Annotated in this window: 18 protein-coding genes; 12 read left to right on the plus strand and 6 right to left on the minus strand. The window is 67.1% G+C overall.

Annotated elements, in window-relative coordinates; all coding sequences use genetic code 11:
- Positions 1-141 precede the first annotated feature (141 nt).
- A complete protein-coding gene (gene uvrB / locus RIT73_RS00965; RefSeq protein ID WP_309130176.1) occupies positions 142-2,274 on the plus strand; it encodes an excinuclease ABC subunit UvrB in 2,133 nt (710 codons plus the stop codon).
- Between the two features lie 200 nt (positions 2,275-2,474).
- The gene (locus RIT73_RS00970; RefSeq protein WP_309130177.1) at positions 2,475-3,530 is read left to right on the plus strand and encodes a TerC/Alx family metal homeostasis membrane protein; all 1,056 of its coding nucleotides are present in this window, start codon (positions 2,475-2,477) and stop codon (positions 3,528-3,530) included.
- 139 nt (positions 3,531-3,669) lie between these two features.
- Here RIT73_RS00970 and RIT73_RS00975 read toward each other — a convergent pair whose 3' ends face one another.
- Positions 3,670-3,960, minus strand: a complete 291-nt coding sequence (locus tag RIT73_RS00975) for a YciI family protein (RefSeq protein ID WP_309130178.1) — start codon at positions 3,958-3,960, stop codon at positions 3,670-3,672.
- Between the two features lie 67 nt (positions 3,961-4,027).
- On the opposite strand from RIT73_RS00975, the gene RIT73_RS00980 reads away from it, so the two are divergent.
- The 9 genes from RIT73_RS00980 to secG all read left to right on the plus strand — a co-directional run bounded on the left by RIT73_RS00980 (position 4,028) and on the right by secG (position 16,703).
- Positions 4,028-6,520: a DUF3516 domain-containing protein gene (locus tag RIT73_RS00980; RefSeq protein ID WP_309130179.1), complete on the plus strand. Its 2,493-nt coding sequence runs from the start codon at positions 4,028-4,030 to the stop codon at positions 6,518-6,520.
- Between the two features lie 77 nt (positions 6,521-6,597).
- Positions 6,598-9,483 (plus strand): excinuclease ABC subunit UvrA, encoded by a 2,886-nt coding sequence (uvrA, locus tag RIT73_RS00985; RefSeq protein WP_309130180.1) that lies wholly within the window; start codon positions 6,598-6,600, stop codon positions 9,481-9,483.
- Positions 9,476-11,332, plus strand: coding sequence for an excinuclease ABC subunit UvrC (gene uvrC / locus RIT73_RS00990; protein WP_309130181.1), 1,857 nt, complete (start codon positions 9,476-9,478; stop codon positions 11,330-11,332). The genes uvrA and uvrC overlap by 8 nt, the downstream gene beginning before the upstream one ends.
- A 130-nt stretch (positions 11,333-11,462) precedes the next feature.
- A complete protein-coding gene (gene rapZ, locus RIT73_RS00995; RefSeq protein WP_309130182.1) occupies positions 11,463-12,359 on the plus strand; it encodes an RNase adapter RapZ in 897 nt (298 codons plus the stop codon).
- 1 nt (position 12,360) lies between these two features.
- On the plus strand, positions 12,361-13,356 hold the full coding sequence (gene yvcK, locus RIT73_RS01000) for a uridine diphosphate-N-acetylglucosamine-binding protein YvcK (RefSeq protein WP_309130183.1): 996 nt from the start codon (positions 12,361-12,363) through the stop codon (positions 13,354-13,356).
- Positions 13,357-13,380: 24 nt separating this feature from the next.
- Positions 13,381-14,364, plus strand: coding sequence for a DNA-binding protein WhiA (gene whiA, locus RIT73_RS01005; RefSeq protein ID WP_309130184.1), 984 nt, complete (start codon positions 13,381-13,383; stop codon positions 14,362-14,364).
- A 39-nt stretch (positions 14,365-14,403) separates the two neighbouring features.
- Complete coding sequence (locus tag RIT73_RS01010) at positions 14,404-15,615, plus strand: phosphoglycerate kinase (protein ID WP_309130185.1); 1,212 nt, start codon at positions 14,404-14,406, stop codon at positions 15,613-15,615.
- A 14-nt stretch (positions 15,616-15,629) separates the two neighbouring features.
- Positions 15,630-16,415, plus strand: coding sequence for a triose-phosphate isomerase (gene tpiA, locus RIT73_RS01015; RefSeq protein ID WP_309130186.1), 786 nt, complete (start codon positions 15,630-15,632; stop codon positions 16,413-16,415).
- 42 nt (positions 16,416-16,457) lie between these two features.
- Positions 16,458-16,703: a preprotein translocase subunit SecG gene (gene secG / locus RIT73_RS01020; protein ID WP_309130187.1), complete on the plus strand. Its 246-nt coding sequence runs from the start codon at positions 16,458-16,460 to the stop codon at positions 16,701-16,703.
- A 98-nt stretch (positions 16,704-16,801) separates the two neighbouring features.
- Here the strand turns inward: secG and RIT73_RS01025 are convergent, their stop codons facing one another.
- Genes RIT73_RS01025 through tkt form a run of 3 tightly spaced genes read right to left on the minus strand, consistent with a single transcriptional unit; the run spans position 16,802 to position 21,608 of the window.
- Positions 16,802-18,424, minus strand: coding sequence for a glucose-6-phosphate isomerase (locus tag RIT73_RS01025; protein ID WP_309130188.1), 1,623 nt, complete (start codon positions 18,422-18,424; stop codon positions 16,802-16,804).
- Positions 18,421-19,521 (minus strand): transaldolase, encoded by a 1,101-nt coding sequence (gene tal, locus RIT73_RS01030; protein ID WP_309130189.1) that lies wholly within the window; start codon positions 19,519-19,521, stop codon positions 18,421-18,423. Before tal ends, RIT73_RS01025 begins: the two co-directional genes overlap by 4 nt.
- Positions 19,518-21,608, minus strand: a complete 2,091-nt coding sequence (gene tkt / locus RIT73_RS01035) for a transketolase (protein ID WP_309130190.1) — start codon at positions 21,606-21,608, stop codon at positions 19,518-19,520. The genes tal and tkt overlap by 4 nt, the downstream gene beginning before the upstream one ends.
- Positions 21,609-21,736: 128 nt before the next feature.
- Between tkt and RIT73_RS01040 the strand changes: the two genes are divergently transcribed.
- The gene (locus tag RIT73_RS01040; protein ID WP_309130191.1) at positions 21,737-22,723 is read left to right on the plus strand and encodes a heme o synthase; all 987 of its coding nucleotides are present in this window, start codon (positions 21,737-21,739) and stop codon (positions 22,721-22,723) included.
- A gap of 221 nt (positions 22,724-22,944) precedes the next feature.
- On the opposite strand, the gene RIT73_RS01045 is transcribed toward RIT73_RS01040, so the two are convergent.
- A complete protein-coding gene (locus RIT73_RS01045) occupies positions 22,945-23,409 on the minus strand; it encodes a VOC family protein (RefSeq protein WP_309130192.1) in 465 nt (154 codons plus the stop codon).
- Positions 23,372-24,274 (minus strand): COX15/CtaA family protein, encoded by a 903-nt coding sequence (locus RIT73_RS01050; protein ID WP_309130193.1) that lies wholly within the window; start codon positions 24,272-24,274, stop codon positions 23,372-23,374. The genes RIT73_RS01045 and RIT73_RS01050 overlap by 38 nt, the downstream gene beginning before the upstream one ends.
- Positions 24,275-24,282: the final 8 nt, after the last annotated feature.

Consider the following 24,282-nt stretch of genomic DNA (forward strand, 5'->3'; position numbering starts at 1 on the left):
GCCTGAGTGCTCAAGGCAGGACGGCTGTCGAAGATGGGGACCGGTGCCGAGCTGCTCGCCGACGGCTCCATCGGGGATGTCTGCCTCGGAGGCGGCTGAAGCCCATGGTGCTGCGTCAGGGGCGGGCGCTAGGGTTGGAGCATGAACGCAGAACGTCCCCTGCCGGCCATCGGTCACCGTCCCGATGTGTCCCGCACCGTCGCCCCGTTCGAGGTCGTCTCCGAATACTCACCATCCGGAGATCAGCCGGCGGCGATCAAGGAGATCGCCCGCCGGCTCGACGACGGGGAGAAGGACATCGTCCTCCTCGGCGCCACCGGCACCGGAAAGTCCGCGACCACCGCCTGGCTCGTCGAGCAGGTGCAGCGCCCGACACTGATCATGGCGCCGAACAAGACCTTGGCGGCGCAGCTGGCGAACGAGTTCCGCCAGCTGCTGCCGAACAACGCCGTCGAGTACTTCGTCTCCTACTACGACTACTACCAGCCGGAGGCCTACGTCCCGCAGACGGACACCTTCATCGAGAAGGACTCCTCGATCAACGACGAGGTCGAACGCCTCCGGCACTCCGCGACGAACTCGCTGCTCACCCGTCGTGATGTCGTCGTGGTGTCCACCGTCTCCTGCATCTACGGTCTCGGCACTCCGGAGGAGTACGTCGACCGGATGGTGACGCTCAAGCGCGGACAGGAATGCGACCGGGACGAGCTGCTCAAGCGATTCGTGTCGATGCAATACGCTCGCAATGACATGGCCTTCACCCGGGGCACCTTCCGGGTGCGGGGCGACACGGTCGAGATCATCCCGCAGTACGAGGAACTGGCCCTGCGGATCGAGTTCTTCGGCGACGAGATCGAATCCCTGCAGACCCTCCACCCGCTGACCGGCGAGATCATCCGCGACGAAGAGACGCTCCACGTCTTCCCGGCCACCCACTACGTGGCGGGAGAGAACCGGATGGCGCGGGCGATCAGCGAGATCGAGGAGGAGCTGCAGAGCCGACTGAGCGAATTCGAGGCGCAGAACAAGCTCCTCGAGGCCCAGCGCCTGAAGATGCGCACGAGCTACGACCTCGAGATGATGGAATCGATGGGATTCACCTCGGGGATCGAGAACTACTCCCGGCACATCGACGGCCGACCGCCGGGCTCGGCGCCGAACTGCCTCCTCGACTACTTCCCGGAGGACTTCCTGCTCGTCATCGACGAATCCCACGTCACCGTGCCGCAGATCGGCGGCATGTACGAAGGCGACATGTCCCGGAAGCGGACGCTCGTCGAACACGGCTTCCGGCTGCCGAGTGCGATGGACAACAGACCGTTGAAGTTCGACGAGTTCCGCGAGCGGGTCGGTCAGACCGTGTATCTGTCCGCCACTCCGGGCAAGTTCGAGCTCGAACGCGGCAACGGCTTCGTCGAGCAGATCATCCGTCCCACCGCGCTCGTCGACCCCGAGGTCATCGTCAAACCGACGAAGGGGCAGATCGACGATCTCCTCGACGAGATCAGGACCCGCGTGGAGCGCAACGAACGCGTGCTCGTGACCACGCTGACGAAGAAGATGGCCGAGGACCTCACCGACTATCTGCTCGAACACGATGTGCGCGTCCAGTACCTGCACTCCGACGTCGACACCCTGCGCCGCGTCGAGCTGCTGACGGAGCTGCGCGGCGGCGAGTTCGACGTTCTCGTCGGCATCAACCTGCTCCGCGAGGGCCTCGACCTCCCGGAGGTCTCGCTCGTGGCGATCCTCGACGCGGACAAGGAGGGATTCCTCCGCTCGGCCACCTCCCTGATCCAGACGATCGGCCGTGCCGCCCGAAACATCAACGGCGAGGTCCACATGTACGCGGACACGATCACCCGCTCCATGCGGGAAGCCATCGACGAGACGAACAGGCGCCGGGAGAAGCAGCGACGGCACAACGAAGAGCACGGGATCGACCCGACCCCGCTGGTCAAGAAGATCGCCGACATCACCGAGCGGCTGCAGCGGGAGGACGCCGACACCCGCGAGCTCCTCACCGAGTTCGACTACGGCAAGGGCCGACGCGGGTTCAACTCGACGCTGACCGACGAGCAGCGCCAGGCCTCCGGCAAGACCGGGACGCTGCGACCTCCGGCAGCGGACCTCACCGAGCTCATCGAGTCGCTGACCAGTCAGATGCATTCCGCAGCCGCCGAGCTGCAGTTCGAGCTCGCTGCCCGCCTCCGGGACGAGCTCTCGGAGCTCAAGCAGGAGCTGCGGCAGATGAAGGAAGCGGGTCACGCCTGAGCTCACGGCACGCATGTGCACCGATCTCGGGTGTGAGACTATACTGGTCTGGTTGACGAAAGGGAGTATCCCGTCCATCCGCGCTCGTCATCACGACCCGTCTGCGGTCCGGGCGCGGAGCGCACGCCGCCGCTGTCCAGCGGTCATCGCGTGGGAGAGACTTTCGACACGGTTACACACCGTCTCCACGAAAGGCATCAATGGACACCCTGTCATCCACCCTCGCAGCCGGAGGCGACGCCGCAGCAGCCGGCGGGTCGGTCATTCCCATGTGGTTCATGATCACCTCGAGCATCGTCGTCGTCGCCATCCTCGTCTTCGATCTCCTCCTGGTCGTCAAACGACCGCACGTGCCCTCGATGAGGGAAGCGGGCATCTGGGTCGGCTTCTACGTCTTCCTCGCCCTCCTCTTCGCGGGGTCTCTCTTCGCGATCGGAGACGCGCAGCACGGCAGCGAGTTCCTCACCGGTTGGCTGCTCGAATACTCCCTGAGCGTCGACAACCTGTTCGTCTTCATCATCATCATGGGCAGCTTCTCGGTGCCTCGGAAGTACCAGCAGGAAGTGCTGATGGTGGGCATCATCATCGCCATCATCTTCCGCGGAATCTTCATCATCGCCGGAGCGGCGATCATCAGCGCTTTCGTCGAGGTGTTCTTCCTCTTCGGCATCTTCCTCCTCATCGTCGCCTACCGGCAGGCCTTCAGCAGCGAGGACGAAGGTGACGGTGAGAACGGCCTCATCCGCCTGCTCCGCAAGCGGATCAACGTGGTCGACGAATACCACGGCAACAAGCTCCGGGTGACGATCGGGGACACCAAGTACTGGACTCCCATGTTCATCGTGTTCATCGCGATCGGATCCACGGACGTCATGTTCGCTCTCGACTCGATCCCCGCGATCTTCGGTGTCACGCAGAACGCGTTCCTGGTCTTCACGGCCAATGTCTTCGCCCTGATGGGACTGCGCCAGCTCTACTTCCTGCTCGGCGGGCTCGTCGACAAGCTCGTCTATCTCCACTACGGAATCGCGGCGATCCTGGCCTTCATCGGAGTCAAGCTCGTCATCCACGCCCTCCACGCGACCGATTGGGAGTTCCTGTCCTGGGGCCACTCGATCCCGGAGGTGCCCACCTGGCTGTCACTGAGCTTCATCGTCCTCGCCATGGCGGTGGCGACGATCGCCTCGCTGATGAAGATGAAGAAGGACGGAGTGTCGTTCCGGGATTCCGCGCAGTCGGAGACCCCTCACGACTGATCTGTGCCCGATTCGGCGACGGTGCGATCGCCGACAGGACGACTGTGCGCAGGTGCCTCTCGAATCGTGAGAGGCACCTGCGCACAGGTGTTCAGATGGTCGTCGTTCAGGCCGACAGGAAGTTCAGGTGGTCGACATTTCAGTTGGCCGCCAGGGGGCCGAACACCGGGGTCCAACCGCGGACAGAGGTCTCGGCGATGACTCCGATGGACGCATAGGGATCGTCCGCCAGCAGGCGGGTGATCTCCTGCTTGTCGGCGGCCTGCATGATGAGGAGTCCACCTGGGGTCGGTTCGTCGTCCAGAGGTCCGGAAGCCAGAACGGTCCCGGCTTCGTGCAGCTGCGACTGCCATTCCCGGTGCGCCGGACGATGGGCCATCCTCGTCTCCGTATCGGGTCCGTAGACGTAGGTGACTGCGAAAACTGGCATCGGGGTTCCTCCGGGCTTGCGACAATAGGATGAAATCAGTCTAAACGGAAAGGTCTGTGTATCGCCCGTGGTGCGCTTGCAGGAGATCCCGGCAGAATTCGCCGATGAGGACGCGGTCTATGAAGCCTTCGGGCAGTACTGCGATGAGCTGGGCATCGAACCCTATGCGGCTCAGGACGAGGCGATCCTGTCCATCCTCGCCGGCGACAACACGATCGTCGCCACTCCGACGGGATCGGGGAAGTCGCTCGTCGCGCTGTTCGCGCTCTACCAGTCCTTCACCCGCGGCATCCGCGCCTACTACACAGCCCCGCTCAAGGCGCTGGTGAGCGAGAAGTTCTTCGGCCTCATCGAGGCGTTCGGGGCGGAGAACGTCGGCATGATCACCGGTGACTCGACGGTCAACGGCGATGCCCCGATCATCTGCGCGACCGCGGAGATCCTGGCGAACCAGGCGCTGCGCGAAGGCGGGCTCCTCGACGTCGGCCTCGTCGTGATGGATGAGTTCCACTACTTCGCCGACCCCACCCGAGGCTGGGCCTGGCAGGTCCCGCTGCTCGAACTGCCGCAGTCGCAGTTCGTCCTGATGTCGGCGACCCTCGGGGACACGACGGAGATCTGCCGGACCATGGAGGAGACCACCGGTCGCGACAGCTCCGTCGTCACCTCCGCCCAGCGTCCCGTGCCGCTCGACTACGAATACTCGACGGAGACTCTCTCCGACACCTTGCGGGCGCTCGTGCGCGGCGACAAGGCTCCCGTCTACGTCGTGTCGTTCGCCCAGGCCGCGGCGGTGGAGCTGGCCACCGGCCTGCTCTCGGTCGACCTCGCCTCCAAGGAGCAGAAGGCGGCGATCGCCTCGGCGCTGGGGGGCTTCCGCTTCGCCAAGGGATTCGGTCAGACCCTGCGCCGACTGCTGCTCCACGGCGTCGGGGTCCACCACGCCGGAATGCTGCCGAAGTACCGGCGCCTGGTCGAACAGCTCGCACTCAAAGGCCTCCTCCTCGTCATCTCCGGCACCGACACCCTCGGGGTGGGCATCAACGTTCCCATCCGCTCCGTGCTCCTGACCGGGCTGGCCAAGTTCGACGGTCGGAAGATGCGCCGGCTCAGCGTCCGCGAGTTCCAGCAGCTCGCCGGTCGCGCCGGTCGCGCCGGATTCGACACTCGCGGCTACGTCATCGCGCAGGCCCCCGAGCACGTGATCGAGAACCTGCGCGCCGAGGCGAAGGCGGAGACCGATGGGAAGAAGCGGAAGAAGGTGAAGAAGAAGTCCGCGCCGGCCGGGTTCGTCGGGTGGTCGGAGGAGACGTTCCGGCGGCTCATCGACTCCGAGGCCGAGTCCCTGCGGTCCCGGATGCGCATCGACCATTCGACGATCCTCAACCTCGTCGCCCGCCCCGGATCCGACGTGTCGACCATCGCTGGCTTCATCGACAAGACCCACGAGAGCCGGGAGAGGCACCTCGACCTCAAGCTCACCGCCCTGAAGATCGGGCGCTCCCTGATCGACGCCGGGCTCATCGTCGAACGCGGCGGACAGCTGGTCCCGACCGCGGACCTCGGGCCGCAGTTCGCCCTCAACCAGCCCCTGGCTCCGTTCGTGCTCGCCGCCCTCGACCTCCTCGAACCCGAGGACGAGACCCACGCCCTCGACGTCGTGTCCGTCGTCGAGGCCGCCACTCCGGTGCCGTTCGCGATCCTCAAGGGACAGCTCGATCGGATCAAACGCGACACCCTGGCCGAGCTCAAGGCCGAAGGCGTCGACTACCAGGACCGGAAGGCGATCCTCGACGAGGTCGAGGCACCGAAACCCCTGGCCGACGTCCTCGAACCCTCCTTCGAGCACTTCGTGGAGACCCACCCGTGGCTGCGCGGCGGCTTCCTCGAACCGAAGTCGATCGTGCGCGACATGCTCGAACAGGCGATGGGCTTCAGCCAGTTCGTCTCCTACTACTCGCTCGACCGCGCCGAGGGCAGCCTGCTGCGCTACCTCACCGACGTGTTCCGAGCACTGACCCACAACGTCCCCGGCGACCGGCGGACGGAGGAGCTGTCGACGATCATCGAATGGCTGGGGGAGACCATCGCCCGCACCGACTCGAGCCTGCTCGACGAATGGCGCACCCTGCAGGGCTTGAGCCCGTCCGACTTCGCCGATGAGGAGCTGCCGGACCTCGATCGGAGATTCTCCGAGAACACGAAGGTCTTCACCGCCGAGATCCGCAATGCCCTGTTCCACCGGGTGCTGCTGGCCGAGCGAGCCGACTACCAGGAGCTCGGCCGACTCGACGCCGACAGCGGCTTCGACGCGGCAGCCTGGGAGAACGTGATCGAGGACTTCTACGACGAATACGGGGACCTGCGCATCGACGGCAGGGCCCGGGGCCGGGAATACATCACGATCGAACCCGGTTCATCCATCTGGACCGTGCGTCAGACCCTGGCCGATCCCGAGGACAACCGGGATTGGGCGATCGACGCCGAGGTGGATGTCGCGGCCAGTGACGCAGCCGGCGAGATCGTGCTCAGGATCGTGAAAGTCGGGGAGATCGGCTGAATCGCGATCCCCGATCGTTCAAGTCGGGTTCGGCGAGCACAGCTCATGTCAGACCCGCGTAATACAGTGGACAGGTGATGAAAACTAACAGTGGTCAGCGATCGACAGGCGTGTCCCATCTCGACACCCTGTGGGTCAAGGGTGCACGCGCTCACAATCTCAAGAACGTGGAGATCGCCCTGCCTCGCGACTCCATGGTCGTCTTCACCGGGCTGTCAGGGTCCGGGAAGTCCTCCCTGGCCTTCGACACGATCTTCGCCGAGGGGCAGCGACGCTACGTCGAGTCCCTGTCCTCCTACGCCCGGATGTTCCTCGGGCAGATGGACAAACCGGACGTCGACTTCATCGAAGGGCTGTCCCCGGCGGTGTCGATCGACCAGAAATCGACCTCGCGCAACCCCCGCTCCACCGTCGGCACCATCACCGAGGTCTACGACTTCCTCCGCCTGCTCTGGGCGCGCATCGGTGTCCCGCACTGTCCGGTCTGCGGTGAGGTCATCACCAAGCAGACGCCGCAGCAGATCGTCGACCAGCTCCTCGAACTCGAGGAGCGGACGAAGTTCATGGTGCTCGCCCCCGTCGTGCGCTCCCGCAAGGGCGAGTTCGTCGACCTGTTCACCGACCTGCAGTCGAAGGGCTTCGCCCGCGCGATCGTCGACGGCGACCAGGTCAACCTCAGCGACCCCCCGCAGCTGGACAAGAAGTACAAGCACACGATCTCCGTCGTCGTCGACCGACTCGTCGCGAAACCGGGGATGCGTCCGCGCCTGACCGACTCCGTGGAGACCGCACTGGGACTCTCCGACGGCCGCATCGACGTCGACCTCGTCGATCAGGGCATCGTCCGCACCTTCTCCGAGCACATGTCCTGTCCCAATGAGCACCCCCTGACCGTCGACGAGATCGAACCGCGCACCTTCTCCTTCAACTCCCCGTTCGGCGCCTGTCCCACCTGCGACGGCATCGGCACCCGGCTCCAGGTCGACGAAAGCCTCGTCGTCCCCGACGACGACCTCAGCCTCGGCGAGGGGGCGATCGCCCCCTGGTCCGGCGGGAAGCAGGTCTCGAAGTACTTCAACCGGCTGCTGGGCGGCCTCGGCAACGAACTCGGCTTCGATCTGAAGACCCCTTGGAAGGATCTCACCGCTGCCCAGCGCACCGCGATCCTCACCGGCAAGGACTACGAGGTCCACGTCAAGTACAAGAACCGGTTCGGGCGCGAACGCACCTACTCGACCGGTTTCGAAGGCGTCTACCAGTACATCCAGCGCAAACACGAGGAGACCGAGTCCGACTGGTCCCGGGAGCGCTACGAGTCGTACATGCGCGAGATTCCGTGTGCCAGCTGCCAGGGCACCCGGCTCAAACCGGAGGCCCTGGCCGTCAAGGTCGGCGGACGGTCGATCGCCGAGGTGGCAGAGCTCGCGCTCGACGAAGCCGCCGAGTTCCTCGGGGCGATGGAGCTGTCGGGCCGGGACGCGGCCGTGGCCGCACAGGTGATGAAGGAGATCAACGCCCGACTCGGCTTCCTCCTCGATGTCGGCCTCGAATACCTCAGCCTCAACCGCGCCGCGGGCACGCTCTCCGGCGGCGAGGCGCAGCGGATCCGACTGGCCACGCAGATCGGCTCAGGCCTCGTCGGCGTCCTCTACGTCCTCGACGAGCCCTCGATCGGTCTCCACCAGCGCGACAACCGCCGCCTCATCGACACGCTGATCAAGCTCCGCGACCTCGGGAACACGCTCATCGTCGTCGAACACGACGAGGACACCATCGCCTCGGCGGACTGGATCGTCGACATCGGTCCGGGCGCGGGCGAGCACGGGGGAGAGGTCATCTACTCCGGGCCCGTCGCCGGGCTGACCGACGCCGAGCGCTCGATCACCGGAGCCTATCTCGCCGGCCGGCGCGCGATCCAGATCCCGACCACCCGCCGCAGCTTCGACAAGGATCGGGTCGTGACGGTGGAGAGGGCGAGCGAGAACAACCTTCGCAATGTCACGGTCTCCTTCCCACTGGGAGTGCTGACCGCGGTCACCGGAGTCTCCGGGTCCGGCAAGTCCACGTTGGTCAACGAGATCCTCTACACCCAGATGGCCAACGTCCTCAACGGTGCCTCCCGGGTGCCCGGACGGCACAAGAGGGTGACGGGGCTGGACAACCTCGACAAAGTCGTCCACGTCGACCAATCGCCGATCGGCCGCACCCCGCGCTCCAACCCGGCCACCTACACCGGAGTGTTCGACCACGTCCGCCGCCTGTTCGCCGAGACCGAATCGGCGAAGGTGCGCGGCTACCAGCCGGGCCGGTTCTCCTTCAACGTCAAGGGCGGCCGCTGCGAGAACTGCTCCGGCGACGGCACGATCAAGATCGAGATGAACTTCCTCCCCGACGTCTACGTCCCCTGCGAGGTCTGCGGCGGCGCCCGGTACAACCGGGAGACCCTCGAGGTCACGTTCAAGGGCAAGTCCATCGCCGAGGTGCTCGAGATGCCGATCGAGGAGGCCGCGGACTTCTTCGCCGCCATCCCGGCCATCTCCCGGCACCTGAAGACGCTCGTCGACGTCGGGCTCGGCTATGTCCGCCTGGGCCAGCCGGCCACGACGCTGTCCGGCGGCGAGGCACAGCGGGTCAAGCTCGCGGCAGAGCTCCAGAAGCGCTCCCGCGGGCGCACCGTCTACGTGCTCGACGAACCGACCACCGGACTGCACTTCGAGGACATCTCCAAGCTGCTCCACGTGCTCCAGGGCCTCGTCGACAAGGGCAACACCGTCATCGTCATCGAGCACAACCTCGACGTCATCGCGAATGCCGACCATGTCATCGACCTCGGGCCCGAGGGCGGCCGAGGCGGCGGACAGGTCATCGCCCAGGGGACGCCGGAGGAGGTCGCGGGCAACCCGAAGAGCCACACCGGCCGATTCCTCGCCGAGATGCTGGATCGAGAGAGCGTCCGTGGCTGATCCGGCAAGCTATCGCCCGGCCACGGGCAGCATTCCGACCTCGGCCGGGGTCTACAAGTTCCGCGATCCCGACCGGCGGGTCATCTACGTCGGCAAGGCGAAGAACCTCCGCAACCGGCTCAATTCGTACTTCTCCAATCCGGCCCTGCTGCACCCGCGGACCTCGACGATGGTGCACACGGCGGCCTCGGTCGAATGGACCGTCGTCGACACCGAGGTCGAGGCCCTCCAGCTGGAGTGGACCTGGATCAACGAGTTCAACCCGCGGTTCAACGTCATGTTCCGCGACGACAAGTCCTACCCGTACCTCGCGATCACGATGAACGACGAGGTCCCGCGGGCGTTCATCACTCGCGGGAAGCGGCGGAAGGGGATCCGGTACTTCGGTCCCTTCGCGCAGGTGTGGGCGATCCGGGACACCCTGGATCTGCTCCTCAAGGCGTTTCCGATGCGCACCTGCACCTCAGGGGTGTTCCGCCGGGCCGAACGCAGCGGTCGCCCGTGCCTGCTCGGCTACATCGACAAATGCGCGGCCCCCTGCGTGGGACAGATCAGCATCGAGGGCCATCGACAACTCGCTCAGTCCGTCGCCGACTTCATGTCGGGCAACACCGGCAAGTTCCTCAGCCACCGGCAGAAGGAGATGGCCGCCGCCGCGTCCGAGCTCGACTATGAACGCGCCGCCCGCCTGCGCGACGAGATCACGGCCCTGCAGAAGGTGCTCGACAAGTCCGCCGTGGTGCTCTCGGTCAACGCCGACTGCGACGTCTTCGCCCTCGTCACCGAGGAGCTCGAGGCCTCCGTCCAGGTCTTCCATGTCCGGCAGGGGAGGATCAGGGGGCAGCGGGGCTGGATCATCGAACGCTCCGACGACCATGCGTCACCGGAGTTGACGACCGACTACCTGCGGCAGGCGTACACGGGCCTCGACGCCGAGGCGATTCCGCGCGAGATCCTCGTCGACACCCCTCCCGCCGACCAGGAATCGCTGGAACGCTGGCTGAGCGAGCAGCGCGGAGCCAAGGTCACGGTCCGGGTGCCCGAACGCGGTGAGAAGAGAGCCGTGCTCGAGACGGTGGCGAAGAACGCCAAGGAAGCCCTCATCCAGCACAAGCTCAAACGCTCCTCGGACCTCACGACCCGCAGCACCGCGCTCAAGGAGATCCAGGAGCATCTGGGCCTGCCCGAGGCGCCGTTGCGCATCGAATGCATCGACATCTCCCATACGCAGGGCTCGAACGTCGTGGCCAGTCTCGTCGTGTTCGAGGACGGGATGGCGAAGAAGCGCGACTACCGCCACTTCGCCATCCACGGGGAGGCGGCCACGGACGACACCGCCTCGATGTACGACGTGGTGTCCCGGAGGTTCTCCCGTTACCTCGAGGCGCTGAGCGAGGCGGAGCCCGACGAGCGCTTCGGCTATCGTCCGAGCCTCCTCGTCGTCGACGGCGCCGCCCCACAGGTGGCCGCCGCCACCCGGGCGCTGGCGGACCTCGGCATCGTCGACATCTCCGTGGTCGGGCTGGCCAAACGCCTCGAGGAGGTGTGGGTGCCCGACGATCCGTTCCCGGTCATCCTGCCGCGCAACTCCGAGGGCCTGTTCCTCATGCAGCGCCTGCGCGACGAAGCCCACCGCTTCGCCATCAGCTACCACCGGTCGAAGCGCGCGAAGGCGATGACGAGCTCCGTCCTCGACGAGATCCCCGGCCTCGGCGAATCCAAACGCAGCGCGCTGCTGCGCCACTTCGGATCGGTGAAGAAGGTCAGGGCCGCGAGCGTCGAGGAGATCTGCGAGGTCAAGGGGATCGGACCGGCGCTGGCCGAGAAGATCGTCCACGCGCTCGAGTGACCCTGCCCCGGCTTCCGCACCGATCACCCCCGGTCTCGGCACCGGCCACCCGGCCTCCGCGCCGCGCGGACTGCAATAGAGTAGACCTCGAGCAGCACAACGATGACCCGATGCGGGCCAAGGAGGACGTGTGAACGCACAGGCAGAATCGAGCGGATCCGAGCACTCGGTCGAGGTGGTTCTCGTGACCGGGATGTCGGGGGCGGGACGGACGTCGGTGGCCAATGTCCTCGAGGACATGGACTGGTACGTCGTCGACAACCTCCCGCCGCAGATGATGCGTCCGCTCGTTGAGCTCATCGCCCGTGCCGAAGGGGCGCTGCCGAAGATCGCGATCGTCACCGACTCGAAGGGGCGCGCGAAGTACGGTGAGCTCGAGTCCACGATCAGCGACTTCCTCGATCAGGGGCTGTCCCTGCGCGTGCTCTACCTGGAGGCGTCCGACGAGGTCCTCGTGCGCCGGTTCGAATCGGTGCGCAGGCCGCACCCACTGCAGGGCGAGGGCACTCTGCTCGAGGGGATCGAGGCGGAACGGGACTCCATGCAGGCGCTCAAACGTCGCGCCGACATCATCATCGACACCTCCGATCTCAACGTCCATCAGCTGACCACCGAGGTGCGGCGCCGGTTCGCCACCGAGGACGTGCCGCTGCTGCGCCTGACCGTGATGAGCTTCGGGTTCAAGTACGGACTGCCGAAGGACGCCGATCACGTCGCCGACGTCCGCTTCCTCCCCAACCCCTACTGGATCTCCCACCTGCGCGGCCACAACGGCCTCGACTCGGCCGTGTCCGACTACGTGCTCGGTCAGAACGGAGCCGAGGAGTTCATCGAACGCTACACCGAGACGCTCGACGTCGTCGCCCAGGGCTACCTGCGCGAGGGTCGCGGCTACGCGCTCATCGGCATCGGCTGCACCGGCGGCAAGCACCGTTCGGTGGCGATCAGCGAACGCATCGCCAAGGCACTGGCGGCGAAGTCGGGGATCCCGGTGTCGGTGCGTCACCGGGACCTGGGGAGAGAATGAGATGAAGACCGAGGACCTGCCGCAGATCTCACCTGCAGTGAAGGACAAGGGACCCAAGATCGTCTCCTTCGGCGGCGGTCACGGACTGTATGCGGCACTGCGCGCCTTCCGGCTGCTCACCGAATCGCTGACCGCCGTCGTCACCGTCGCCGACGACGGCGGCTCCTCGGGACGGCTGCGCGACGAGCTCGGCGGGCTGCCGCCGGGGGACCTGCGGATGGCGCTGGCGGCGCTGTGCGACGACGGGAACTGGGGCCGGACCTGGCGGGACGTGATCCAGCACCGCTTCGCCTCCACCGGAGACCTCAACGGACACTCCGTGGGCAACCTGCTCATCGCCGCCCTGTGGCAGATCCACGGCGACCATGTCGCCGGTCTCGACTGGATGGCCAAGCTCCTGCGCGCCCACGGCCGGGTGCTGCCGATGTCGTCGGTGCCGCTGACGATCGAGGCCGACGTCAGGTTCCCCGGCTCGTTCCAGGTGGTGCGCGGGCAGTCGGTGCTCGCGTCGACGCGCGGTCACGTCGAGACGGTCCGCCTCGATCCCGTCGCACCCCCGGCCCGGTACGAGACGATCGAGGCCGTCGCCGAGGCGGATGTGCTCAATCTGGGCCCCGGATCCTGGTACACCTCCGTCATGCCGCACCTGCTCGTGCCGTCACTGGCGCAGGCGATCGAACGCTCGGCGGCCGTGAAATCCCTCACCCTCAACCTCAGCTCCAGTGATGGCGAGACCCGCAACCTCAGCCTCGGCGAACACCTCGTCTCACTGCACCGGCACGCCCCTCGCCTGGTCCTCAACTACGTCCTCGTCGACGAGGCCGCAGTGGTCGCGGAACCGGACCTGGCGACCCGTGCCGAGGACATGTTCAACGCCAAGCTGTGGGTGCGCCCGATGAGCTCCAGGCGGGCAGGACAGCACGACAGCCTCAAACTCGCGGCGTGTTACCGTGACATGTTGATCGACGCCGGGATCGACGTCGATGAGCAGTGGTAGGAAGAGCTTCAGGAGGGACGAACAATGGCACTGACCGCTCAGGTCAAGGATGAGTTGGCACGGGTGAAGATCACCCGCACCTCCGCTCGGAAGGCCGAAGTCTCCGCGATCTTCCGCTTCTCCTCGGCGCTCCACCTCGTCAACGGCTCCATCGTGCTCGAGGCCGAACTCGACACCGCTCAGGCCGCCAAGCGCCTGCGCAGCGAGATCAAGGAACTCTACGGGCAGTTCGCCGACATCGTCGTCATCAACGCCGCCGGCATCCGCCGGTCCAACCGCTACCTGCTCCGCGTCACCCGCGACGGTGCGGCGCTGGCCCGGCAGACGGGACTCGTCGACAACCGCGGCCGGCCCGTGCGCGGGCTGCCCTCGGCCATCGTCAACGGCTCGGTCGCCGATGCCGAAGCCGCCTGGAGGGGAGCCTTCCTCGCCCACGGCTCGCTGACCGAACCGGGACGCTCCGCCGCGCTCGAGGTCACCTGCCCCGGACCGGAAGCGGCGCTGGCCCTCGTCGGCGCCGCGCGCCGGCTGGGGCTGAGCGCCAAGGCCAGAGAGGTCCGGGGAGTCGACCGGGTCGTCATCCGCGACGGCGACGACATCGCCGCTCTGCTCACCCGGATGGGATCGCACAGTGCCGTCCTCGTCTGGGAGGAGCGCCGGATGCGCCGCGAGGTGCGCGCGACGGCGAACCGTCTGGCCAACTTCGACGATGCGAACCTGCGCCGGTCCGCACGCGCGGCCGTGGCCGCCGGAGCCCGGGTCGAGCGGGCATTGGAGATCCTCGGCCCCGATGTTCCCGAGCATCTGCGCTACGCGGGTCAGCTGCGCGTCACCCACAAACAGGCCTCCCTCGAGGAGCTCGGCCAGCTCGCCGACCCGCCGATGACCAAGGACGCGGTGGCCGGTCGCATCCGCCGGCTCCTGTCGACCGCCGACAAGCGGGCCGAGGAACTGGGAATTCCGGGAACCGAAGCCAGCCTCACCCCGGAGATGCTCGAAGATCGCTAAGATCTTCAGGAGTACCCGATCCACTGTCGAAAGGCCCCCATGAGGACATATTCCGACCCCCAGGAATTCGCCCACCGCACGGTCCTGGTCCGCAGCGACCTCAACGTCCCCATGGACGGGACCACGATCACGGACAGGGGTCGGATCCTGGCTTCGGCGGGCACCATCCGGGAACTCGCCGAAGCCGGCGCCCGCGTCATCGTCATGTCCCATCTGGGCCGCCCGAAGGGCGAGCCGGACCCGCAGTACTCGTTGGCGCCCGTCGCCGCCGAACTCGCCTCCGCGATCGGCCGCGACGTCGTCTTCGCCACCGACACGGTCGGTGACGACGCCGAGGCGAAGGCCGCAGCGCTGAGCGACGGGCAAGTCATGCTGCTGGAGAACCTGCGGTTCAACCCCGGTGAGACCTCGAAGGACGACTCCGAGCGCGCAGCCTTCGCCGCCGAACTCGCCGCGCTGGCCGAGGTGTTCGTCTCCGACGGTTTCGGCGTCGTCCACCGCAAGCAGGCCTCGGTCTACGACATCGCCTCCCTGCTGCCTCACTATGCCGGTTCGCTCGTGCGCACGGAGGTCGAAGTCAGCGATCGCCTGCTCAACTCCCCGCAGCGGCCCTTCAGCGTCGTCCTCGGCGGGTCGAAGGTGTCCGACAAGCTCGGCGTCATCGACAACCTCATCGACCGTGCCGACCACCTGCTCATCGGCGGGGGAATGGTCTTCACCTTCCTCTCCGCCCTCGGCCACGACATCGGCTCCAGCCTCGTCGAGAGGGACCGGGTCGATGACGTCAAGGGCTACCTGGAACGGTCCCGAAACGGCGGTGCGACGATCCACCTGCCCACCGACATCGTCATGGCCGCCTCGTTCTCCGCCGACGCCGATCACTGGGTGCGCCCCGTCGACGCCCTCGAATCGACTCCGGCCGGCAGCGCCGCGCTCGGTCTCGACATCGGCCCGGACACCGCCGCCGCCTACGCCGAGGTGATCGCCGGGTCTGCGACCGTGTTCTGGAACGGACCGATGGGTGTGTTCGAGTTCCCCGCCTTCGCGTCCGGCACCAAGACCGTCGCCGAGGCGCTGACCTCGACCGGCGATCCCGAGCGGCTGACCGTGGTCGGCGGCGGCGACTCCGCCGCAGCCGTGCGGACGCTCGGATTCGCCGACGAGGACTTCGGGCACATCTCCACCGGCGGCGGCGCCAGCCTGGAGTATCTGGAGGGCAAGACGCTGCCCGGACTCGTGGCACTGGGATGAGGAAGAGGACGACGATGAGCGAACGCACCCTGCTGCTGGCCGGCAACTGGAAGATGAACCACGACCACCTCGAGGCCATCGCCACCGTGCAGAAGCTGGCGTGGGCGCTTGAGGACGCCAAACTCGACGAGACGTCCTGTGAGGTCGTCGTCATCCCGCCCTTCACCGACCTGCGATCGGTGCAGACGCTGATCCAGGGCGACAAGCTGTGGCTGCACTACGGAGCTCAGGACGTGTCCCGGCACGAGCCCGGCGCCCACACGGGTGAGATCGCCGCGAGCTTCCTGTCCCGGCTCGGCTGCACCTATGCCGTGGTCGGCCACAGCGAGCGGCGCGCCGACAACCACGAGACCAACGAGGTCGTGGCGGCGAAGGTCAGAGCCGCCCTCGGCCATGACCTCACTCCCATCCTGTGCGTGGGCGAATCCCTGGCCGAGCGACAGGAGAAGTCCCACATCGACTTCACCCTGAACCAGCTGGAGGAATCACTGGCCGGATTCGAGGCGACGGACCTCGACGGTCTCGTCATCGCCTACGAACCCGTCTGGGCCATCGGCACGGGGGAGACGGCGACGGCCGCGGACGCCGCCGAGATGGCGGCGGCGATCAGGAAGCGGCTCGGTGAGCGCTTCGGCGAGGGTCTGGCCGCAACCACCCGCATCCTCTACGGCGGATCGGTCAAGGCCGACAACGTCGCGGAGATCGTCGCGTCGCCCGACGTCGACGGGGCCCTCGTCGGCGGGGCCAGCCTCAGCGGCCCGGACTTCGCCGCTTTGTGCAAGGCTGCCGTCGGCAAGTAGACTGCCAGCAAATCCTCTGACGAAACATAGGTTGAACTCGACGTGGAAATCCTCAACATCATTCTCATCGTGGTGCTCGTCATCACGAGCATCTTCCTGACTCTCCTCATCCTCATGCACAAGGGCAAGGGCGGCGGAATGTCGGACATGTTCGGCGGCGGGATGTCCTCCTCACTGGGCTCCTCGGGAGTCGCGGAGCGCAACCTCAACCGGTTCACCACGCTGATGGCCGTCATCTGGGGTGCCAGCATCGTCCTGCTCGGAGTCCTCACCCGCTTCAACTCCTGAGACCGAACCGGTTCGGATTCCCGCACACCCGGGTCTCCGAACACGCAGAGAAGGGCCCCTCCCGCAACCGGGAGGGGCCCTTCTCTGCGTCGGCGCGCTCAGTCGACGCCGTAGTGGTGGCGGGGCTCGATCGCAGCGATGGCGTCGCGCAGCTGCTCGAGACCCTTGGTCCGATCGAGAAGATGGACCCGCAGCACCCGCCGGCACTTCTCCCTCAGCGCAGCGGCATCGCCGAGAGCCTGAGCCCGCTGCAGGACGCTGAAGCCGTAGGAACGACCGGGAACCAGCAGCTCCGTCCGGGGATCAGCCGTGATCTGGAGGTACACCCCGTTCGGATGCCCGCCCTTGTGGTACTGGCCGGTCGAATGCAGATACCGGGGCCCGAAGCCGAAGGTCGTCTGCACTCCCGAATGGCGGGAGACGAGCGGGCGCAGCTCCTCGGCGTGGGCCTCGGCGATCCGGTCGAGGAACGCCTGCACGCCGACGTAACCGTACTCGTCGACCTCGCCGAAGAGCGATTCGAGCGCTGAGACGAGGTCGGTGGCCTCGCCCACGTCACCGAAGACCTGGACCTGCCCCTCACGGAACGCCGGTTCCTCGTCGTCGGTTCCGCCGCTGCCCTCGAGGACGGTGCGGGCATGTGCCTTCGCCGCCTCGACATCGGGCTGGTCGAACGGGTCGACCCCGATGCTGTAACCGGCGATCGCGGTGGCGAACTCCCAGAACAGGAACATCTCGCCGAGGCTGCCGTCGATGACCGCGTTGAAACCCGAAGGGGCTCCGAACTCCACGGCCGGCCCGAGCGCGCACAGCACTGCGTCGGCACGGGCGTCGGCGAAGCCGACATCGCCCGTCCCAGCGACGACGACGGGCAGGATCCCCTGGCCGTCCTTGCCGAGGGATTCGGCGACGAGCTGCTCGATCCACTTGCTCAGACCCGCCAGCGCCGGTGAGGTCTCAGCGAGCACGAGCTTCTCGGTGGCCCGCGCATGGGCGATGGACAGCCAGGTGCCGAAGCGCAGCGCAGGATTGTCCGCGCTGTCCGAGGCCAGCCCGGGCAGCGCCTCGGCGGCCTGAGCGACGATGGAGCGGATGTCGACACCGGCCAGCCCGGCCGGCACCAGGCCGAACGCGGACAGCGCGCTGAAGCGGCCGCCGACGGTCTCATCGGCGTGGAACGTCGCGAGGAAGCCCTCCTCGACGGCGAGCCGATCGAGCTCGGTGCCCGGGTCGGTGATCGCGATCATCCGCCCGGCGGGATCGATCCCCGCCGTGGTGAAGGCATCGGCGAAGGCGCGGCGGATCGCGTCCGTCTCGATCGTCGTGCCGGACTTCGACGCGACGATGAGCACGGTGTGGGCGAGGTCGGTGCCGATGGCCTCGATGACCTGGTTGGGGTCGGTCGAGTCGACGATCTCGAGAGTGACGTCGGCGGACTCTGCCATCACCTCCGGGGCCAGGGAGGACCCGCCCATTCCGGTCAAGGTGATCGAGCGCAGACCCTGAGCCCGCAGCTCCTCACGCAGCGTCTCGATCCGTGCGATGAGGTCCTCGGAGCGCAGCGGCAGGTCGACCCAGCCGAGTCGGTCAGCGGCCTCGGACTCGGCCGGCCAGACGGACGCGTCCGCCGCGGCCAGCTTCGAGGGCAGACCGGCGTCGAGGAGACGCCGCAGCTCCGCATCGAACTCCTCCTGGACGGGAACGCTCAGCTGCAGCCTCATGAGGCCTCCAGTGCCTTGGCCACGGTCGCCTGGAGTTCGCTCCAGCTGTCGTCGAACTTCTCCAGTCCCTGGGCCTCGAGCAGCTCCATCACCTCGGCGTAGTCGATGCCGAGGCGTGCGAGCGAGTCGAACACCTCATCCGCGGCCCGGTAGTCCTCGGTCGAGATCTCCCTGTCGACCTCTCCGTGGTCGGCGAAGGCCTCGAGGGTGGCCTCGGGCATCGTATTCACGGTGTTCGGGGCGACCAGCGAGGACACGTAGAGCGTGTCCGGGTAGTCCGGGTTCTTCACCCCCGTCGACGCCCACAGTAGCCGCTGCGGAGCGGCACCGGCGAGTTCGAGGACCTTGAAGCGCTCCGAGGAGAACAACTGGGAGTGGATCTCGTGGGCGAGCACGCAGTTGGCGATTCCCGCCTTGCCCTTGAGCCGCGCGGCGGCCGGATCGTCGAGGGCGTCGAGGCGGGCGTCGATCTCCGCGTCGAGGCGGGAGACGAACACCGAGGCCACCGACTGGATCCGGCTGAGGTCGTGTCCGGCGGCGCGGGCCTTCTCGAGCCCCTGCAGGTACGCCTCGACGACGTGCCGGTAGCGGGTGAGGGAGAACACCAGGGTGACGTTGACGCTGATGCCGGCCCCGATGGTCTCGGCGATCGCGGACAGGCCCGCCTCGGTGGCGGGGATCTTGATCATCGCGTTCGGCTCCCCGACCTTCTCCCACAGCACCTTCGCGCTGGCGGCGGTTCCGGCCGCATCGTGGGCGAGCGGGGGAGCGACCTCGATGGACACCCGACCGTCGACGCCGTTCGTCGCCTCATGGACGTCACGGAACAGGCGGGCGGCGTCGGCCACGTCCGCCGTCGTCAACTCCTCGATGGCCTCGTCGACCGATGCGCCCCGAGCACTGAGCTCGTGGAGGGTGTCGGTGTAGCCGTCCCCGGCGATCGCCTTGGCGAAGATCGTCGGGTTCGTCGTCACACCGGTGACGTGGGACTTCTCGATCATCGCGGCCAATCCGCCCGATTCCAGGCGTGTGCGGGAGAGATCGTCGAGCCAGATCGAGATCCCCCGGTCGCTCAGCTGCTGCAGTCTGCTGCTCATACTCCTACTTTCACGTCGGCTGCGTCGGAGATCGACTCCTTCGCCGCGGCGACGACCGCGGCCGGAGTGATCCCGAACTTCTCGTACAGGGTCACATAGTCCGCCGAGGCGCCGAAGTGCTCGATCGACACGGCGCGGCCGGCGTCCCCGAGGTACTTGTGCCAGCTCATCGCCGAGGCGGCCTCCACGCTCACCCGGGCCCGGAGCCCGCGGGGGAGCACGGTGTCCCGGTACTCGGCCGGCTGGGCGTCGAACCATTCCTGGCACGGCATGGAGATGACCCGGGCGGCGGTCCCGCCGGCCTGGAGCTCCTCGGCTGCGTCCAGGGCGATCGCGACTTCGGATCCGGTGGCGATGATGGCCACCTCGGGGTCCTCTGCCGTGTCGAAGAGGACGTAGCCGCCGCGCGCGGCGACGGAGGCCGGGGCGTACTTCTCCCGGTCGAGGACCGGGACGGCCTGCCGGGTCAGCGCCAGCCCGCTGGGCCCGTCGGTGCGGTCGAGGATCTTCCGCCACACGACGGCGGTCTCATTGGCATCCGCCGGCCTGACGACGTCGAGGCCCGGGATCGCGCGCAGGGCGGACAGGTGCTCGATCGGCTGGTGCGTCGGTCCGTCCTCGCCGAGTCCGATCGAGTCGTGGGTCCACACGAACAGGGTCGGGAGCTGCTGGAGGGCGGCCAGGCGCACGGCCGGACGCTGATAGTCGCTGAAGACGAGGAAGGTGCCGTTGTAGGGGCGGGTGTTCCCGTGCAGGGCGATGCCGTTGCAGATCAGGCCGGCGGAGAATTCGCGGACGCCGAAATGGATGTTGCGGCCGTACTCGTTCCCCGCGAACGTCGACGAGGAGCGGTGGGCAGGCAGGAAGCTCGGCTCGCCCTTGATCAGAGTGTTGTTCGATCCCGCGAGGTCGGCGGATCCGCCCCACAGCTCGGGCATCGCCGCAGCGATGGCGTTGAGGACCTGGCCCGAGGCGGCGCGGGTCGCAATGCCCTTCCCTCCGGCCTCGAAGGTCGGGAGAAGGTCGTCGAGACCGGCCGGGAGCTCACGCAGGGCGAGCCGGTCGAAGAGCTCGACGCGCTCCGGGTTGGCGTCCCTCCAGGACTGGTACGACTTGTCCCATTCGGCGTGCGCGGCGGCACCGCGGTCGCGGACGGCGCGGGTGTGCTCGAGCACCTCGTCGGATACGGCGAAGGTCTGCTCCGGGTCGAAGCCGAGCAGCTCCTTGGTCGCCCGCACCTCGTCGTCACCGAGGGCGGCGCCATGGGCGGCGCCGGTGTTGCGGGCGTTGGGGGCCGGCCACGCGATGATCGTCGACAGGCGGATGAACGAGGGGCGCGGATCCTGCCGCGAGGCTTGGACGGCGGCGTGGAGAGCGTCGATGTCCTCGGTGTACTCATCGCCGGCGGTGAAGTCGACGTGCTGGACATGCCAGCCGTAGGCGGCGTAGCGGGCGGCGACATCCTCGGCGAAGGCGATCGAGGTGTCGTCCTCGATGGAGATCCGGTTGTCATCCCAGATCACCGTCAGGTTCCCGAGCTCCTGGGTGCCGGCGAGGGAGGAGGCCTCACCGGAGACGCCCTCCTCGAGGTCGCCGTCGGAGGCGAGCACGACGATCTGGTGGTCGAACGGCGAGGAGCCCGGCGCCGCGTCGGGGTCGAAGAGCCCGCGTTCGCGACGGGCGGCCATCGCCATGCCGACCGCCGAGGCGAGTCCCGACCCGAGTGGGCCGGTGGTGATTTCGACGCCCGCGGTGTGACCGACCTCCGGGTGGCCCGGGGTCAGGGAGCCCCACGTGCGCAGCGCCTTGAGGTCCTCGATCTCGAGTCCGAAGCCGGCGAGGTAGAGCTGCACGTACTGGGTCAGCGAGCTGTGTCCGCAGGAGAGGACGAAACGGTCGCGGCCGAGCCACTGGGGGTCGGAGGGGTCGTGGTTGAGCCCGTGCTGGTAGAGGTAGTAGGCGACCGGAGCCAGGCTCATCGCTGTTCCGGGATGTCCGTGACCAGCCTTCTGGACGGCATCAGCGGCGAGGAGGCGGGCGGTGTCGACGGCGCGGTCGTCGAGTTCTGTCCAGGACAGGGATTTCATGAGGCGTGGCGGTCCTTCGTTCGGGTCTTCTGCTCTGCGAAGCTTGCACTCAAACTCTACCGTGCCCGACCGCGAACACGACCGTGCGCCGACTGGCAAAAACTTCGACAGAGGGTAGAATCGAGTCCGTGAGCGAACTTCGTCAGACCCCCGGCACGCAGAGTGAACGACCTCTGCAGAGGACAATCGACGAAGAGAGACACTCCAAGCGACCCCGGTCGATCATCGGAGCCTACATCGCTCTGACGAAGCCGCGCGTGATCGAGCTCCTGCTGGTCACCACCGCGCCCGTGATGTTCCTCGCAGCCCAGGGCATGCCGAACATCTGGCTCGTCATCAACACGCTCATCGGCGGCGCCGCGGCTGCGGCCTCCGCATCGGTGTTCAACTGCTATGTCGATCGCGACATCGACGCGAAAATGGAGCGGACGAAGCACCGTCCGCTCGTCACCGGGGAGATCAGCCCCCGGGCGGCTCTGATCTTCGCGTTCAGCCTCGGCATCGGCTCGATCTTCTGGCTCGGCGGGTTCACCAACTGGGTGGCCGCCGGTCTCACCGCCTGCGCCATCCTGCTCTATGCGGTCTTCTACACCCTCGTGCTCAAGCGCCGCACCACTCAGAACATCGTCTGGGGCGGAGCCGCGGGGTGCATGCCCGTGCTCATCGGCTGGTCGGCGGTGACCGGCACGCTGTCGTGGGAGGCGGTGCTGCTGTTCCTCGTCATCTTCTTCTGGACTCCGCCGCACTACTGGCCACTGGCCATCAAGTACAAGGCCGACTACGACGCCGCCGACGTGCCGATGCTGCCCTCGAAGGTGCCGCCGACCTCGGTGGGTCGCCAGATGATCCTCTACACGTGGGCGATGATCCTGTGCTCTCTTGCGCTCATCCCGGTCGCCCCGATGGGTCCTGTCTACTCGATCACCGCGATCGTCGCCGGCGCCTGGTTCCTGTTCTCGTGCTATGCGCTGGTGTCTCGGGCGAAGAAGGGCCTCGACGGCACCTCGCTGCGGGCGATGCGCGTCTTCCACGGATCGATCACGTACCTGTCGGTGCTGTTCCTCGCGGTCGCGATCGACCCCTTCGTCGACCAGCTGATTCCCGGCTTCTGGTGAGGCGCTGACTCTCCCAGCCGCTCCGAGTCGGCGAGAAGCACAAGAAGAAGTAGGAATGCACGGAATCTGTTCCACGCATTCCTACTTCTCTTTGTCGGCAGCTCTGTCTCAGCAGCAGCGTCGTGGCGTCAGCGCCCGGCACCAGCACCGCGCGCCACGGCGGCACCAGGACCCCGCACCACGGGCCTCAGCTGGCGGCACCAGGACCCCGCGCCCGCGCCTCAGCCGGCGGTGACGAGGTCGTCGATGACGATCTTCTTCATTCCCATCAGAGCCTTGATCTGGCCCTCACCGGTCATCAACTCGCCGAGGTTGCGCGGCACGATCTGCCAGCTGACCCCATACCTGTCCTTGAGCCAGCCGCACTGTTCGTGCTCGGGTGAGGCCGACAGTGCCGTCCAGTAACGGTCGATCTCGGCCTGGTCGGCGCATTCCACGGTCAGGGAGATCGCCTCGTTGAAGGTGAAGACGGGACCGCCGTCGAGACAGATGAAGCGGTTGCCGTCGAGTTCGAAGACGCCGGACAGGACTTTGCCCTCCATGCCCTCGAAATGCTCGTCGAGGGAGGCGTCGGGGTACTTCTCGATCGAGACTATGCGGGAGTCGGGGAACACGGAGCAGTAGAACTCCATGGCCTCCTCGGCGCAGTCATCGAACCACAGGCAGGGGACGATCGGTGTCGGCATGGGTGCTCCTCGGGTACGCGCTGTCGGCGACGGCGACGCTTGCTGCGATGGTAGCCGAGAGGCCGATCATATGGAATGCCACGAGCACGATCGGCACCCCGAGGAAGTACTGCACATAGCCGATGAGGCCCTGGCAGATCTCGACGACGAGGAGCACCTGCAGGGGCCGCACCATCGGCTGCCACTTCTTCCGCGCAGAGACCACGAGGGCAACCACGGTCGTGATCACGAGCAGCCACACCGGAAGGGCGTGGGCGCGGGTGATGAGGACGTTGTCGAGCCCATTGCGCGTCGACATCGTCGAACCCGAGTGGGGGCCGGCGCCGGTGGTGAGCACGCCGAAGAAGACGATCGCGGCAGTGAGGCCGAGGATGGTCCACCCGAGTGCCGGCAGCGGTGCGGGTGCCTTCTCCTCCGTGCGCACGCCCGTGTCGTAGGTGCGGCGGACGAAATACGCGGCGACGCCCACGGCGATCGCCGAAGGCACGAAGTGACCGGCCACGACCCACGGGTTGAGCTTCGTCCAGACGGTGATCCCGCCGACCACCGCCTGCACCGGGACGATCGCGGTGAGACCGATGTTGAGCCAGAACAGGTCCTTGCGCTCCTTCCGGTGGCGCCACAGCAGGCACAGGATGGCCACGCCGAGGAGGGCGAGGGCGACGGCGAGGAGGCGGTTGCCGAATTCGATCGCGCCGTGGATGCCCATCTCCTGGGTGGCCACGAGCGAGTCGGGTGTGCACTTCGGCCAGTCCGAGCACCCGAGGCCGGACCCGGTGAGCCGGACGATGCCGCCGGTGAAGATGATGCCGGCCTGGGCGATGAGCATCGCCCAGGCGGCGACGCGGATCTTGGTGGGGACCACTGTTCTCC

The organism is Brevibacterium sp., from assembly GCF_031179145.1.
Lineage (GTDB): Bacteria > Actinomycetota > Actinomycetes > Actinomycetales > Brevibacteriaceae > Brevibacterium.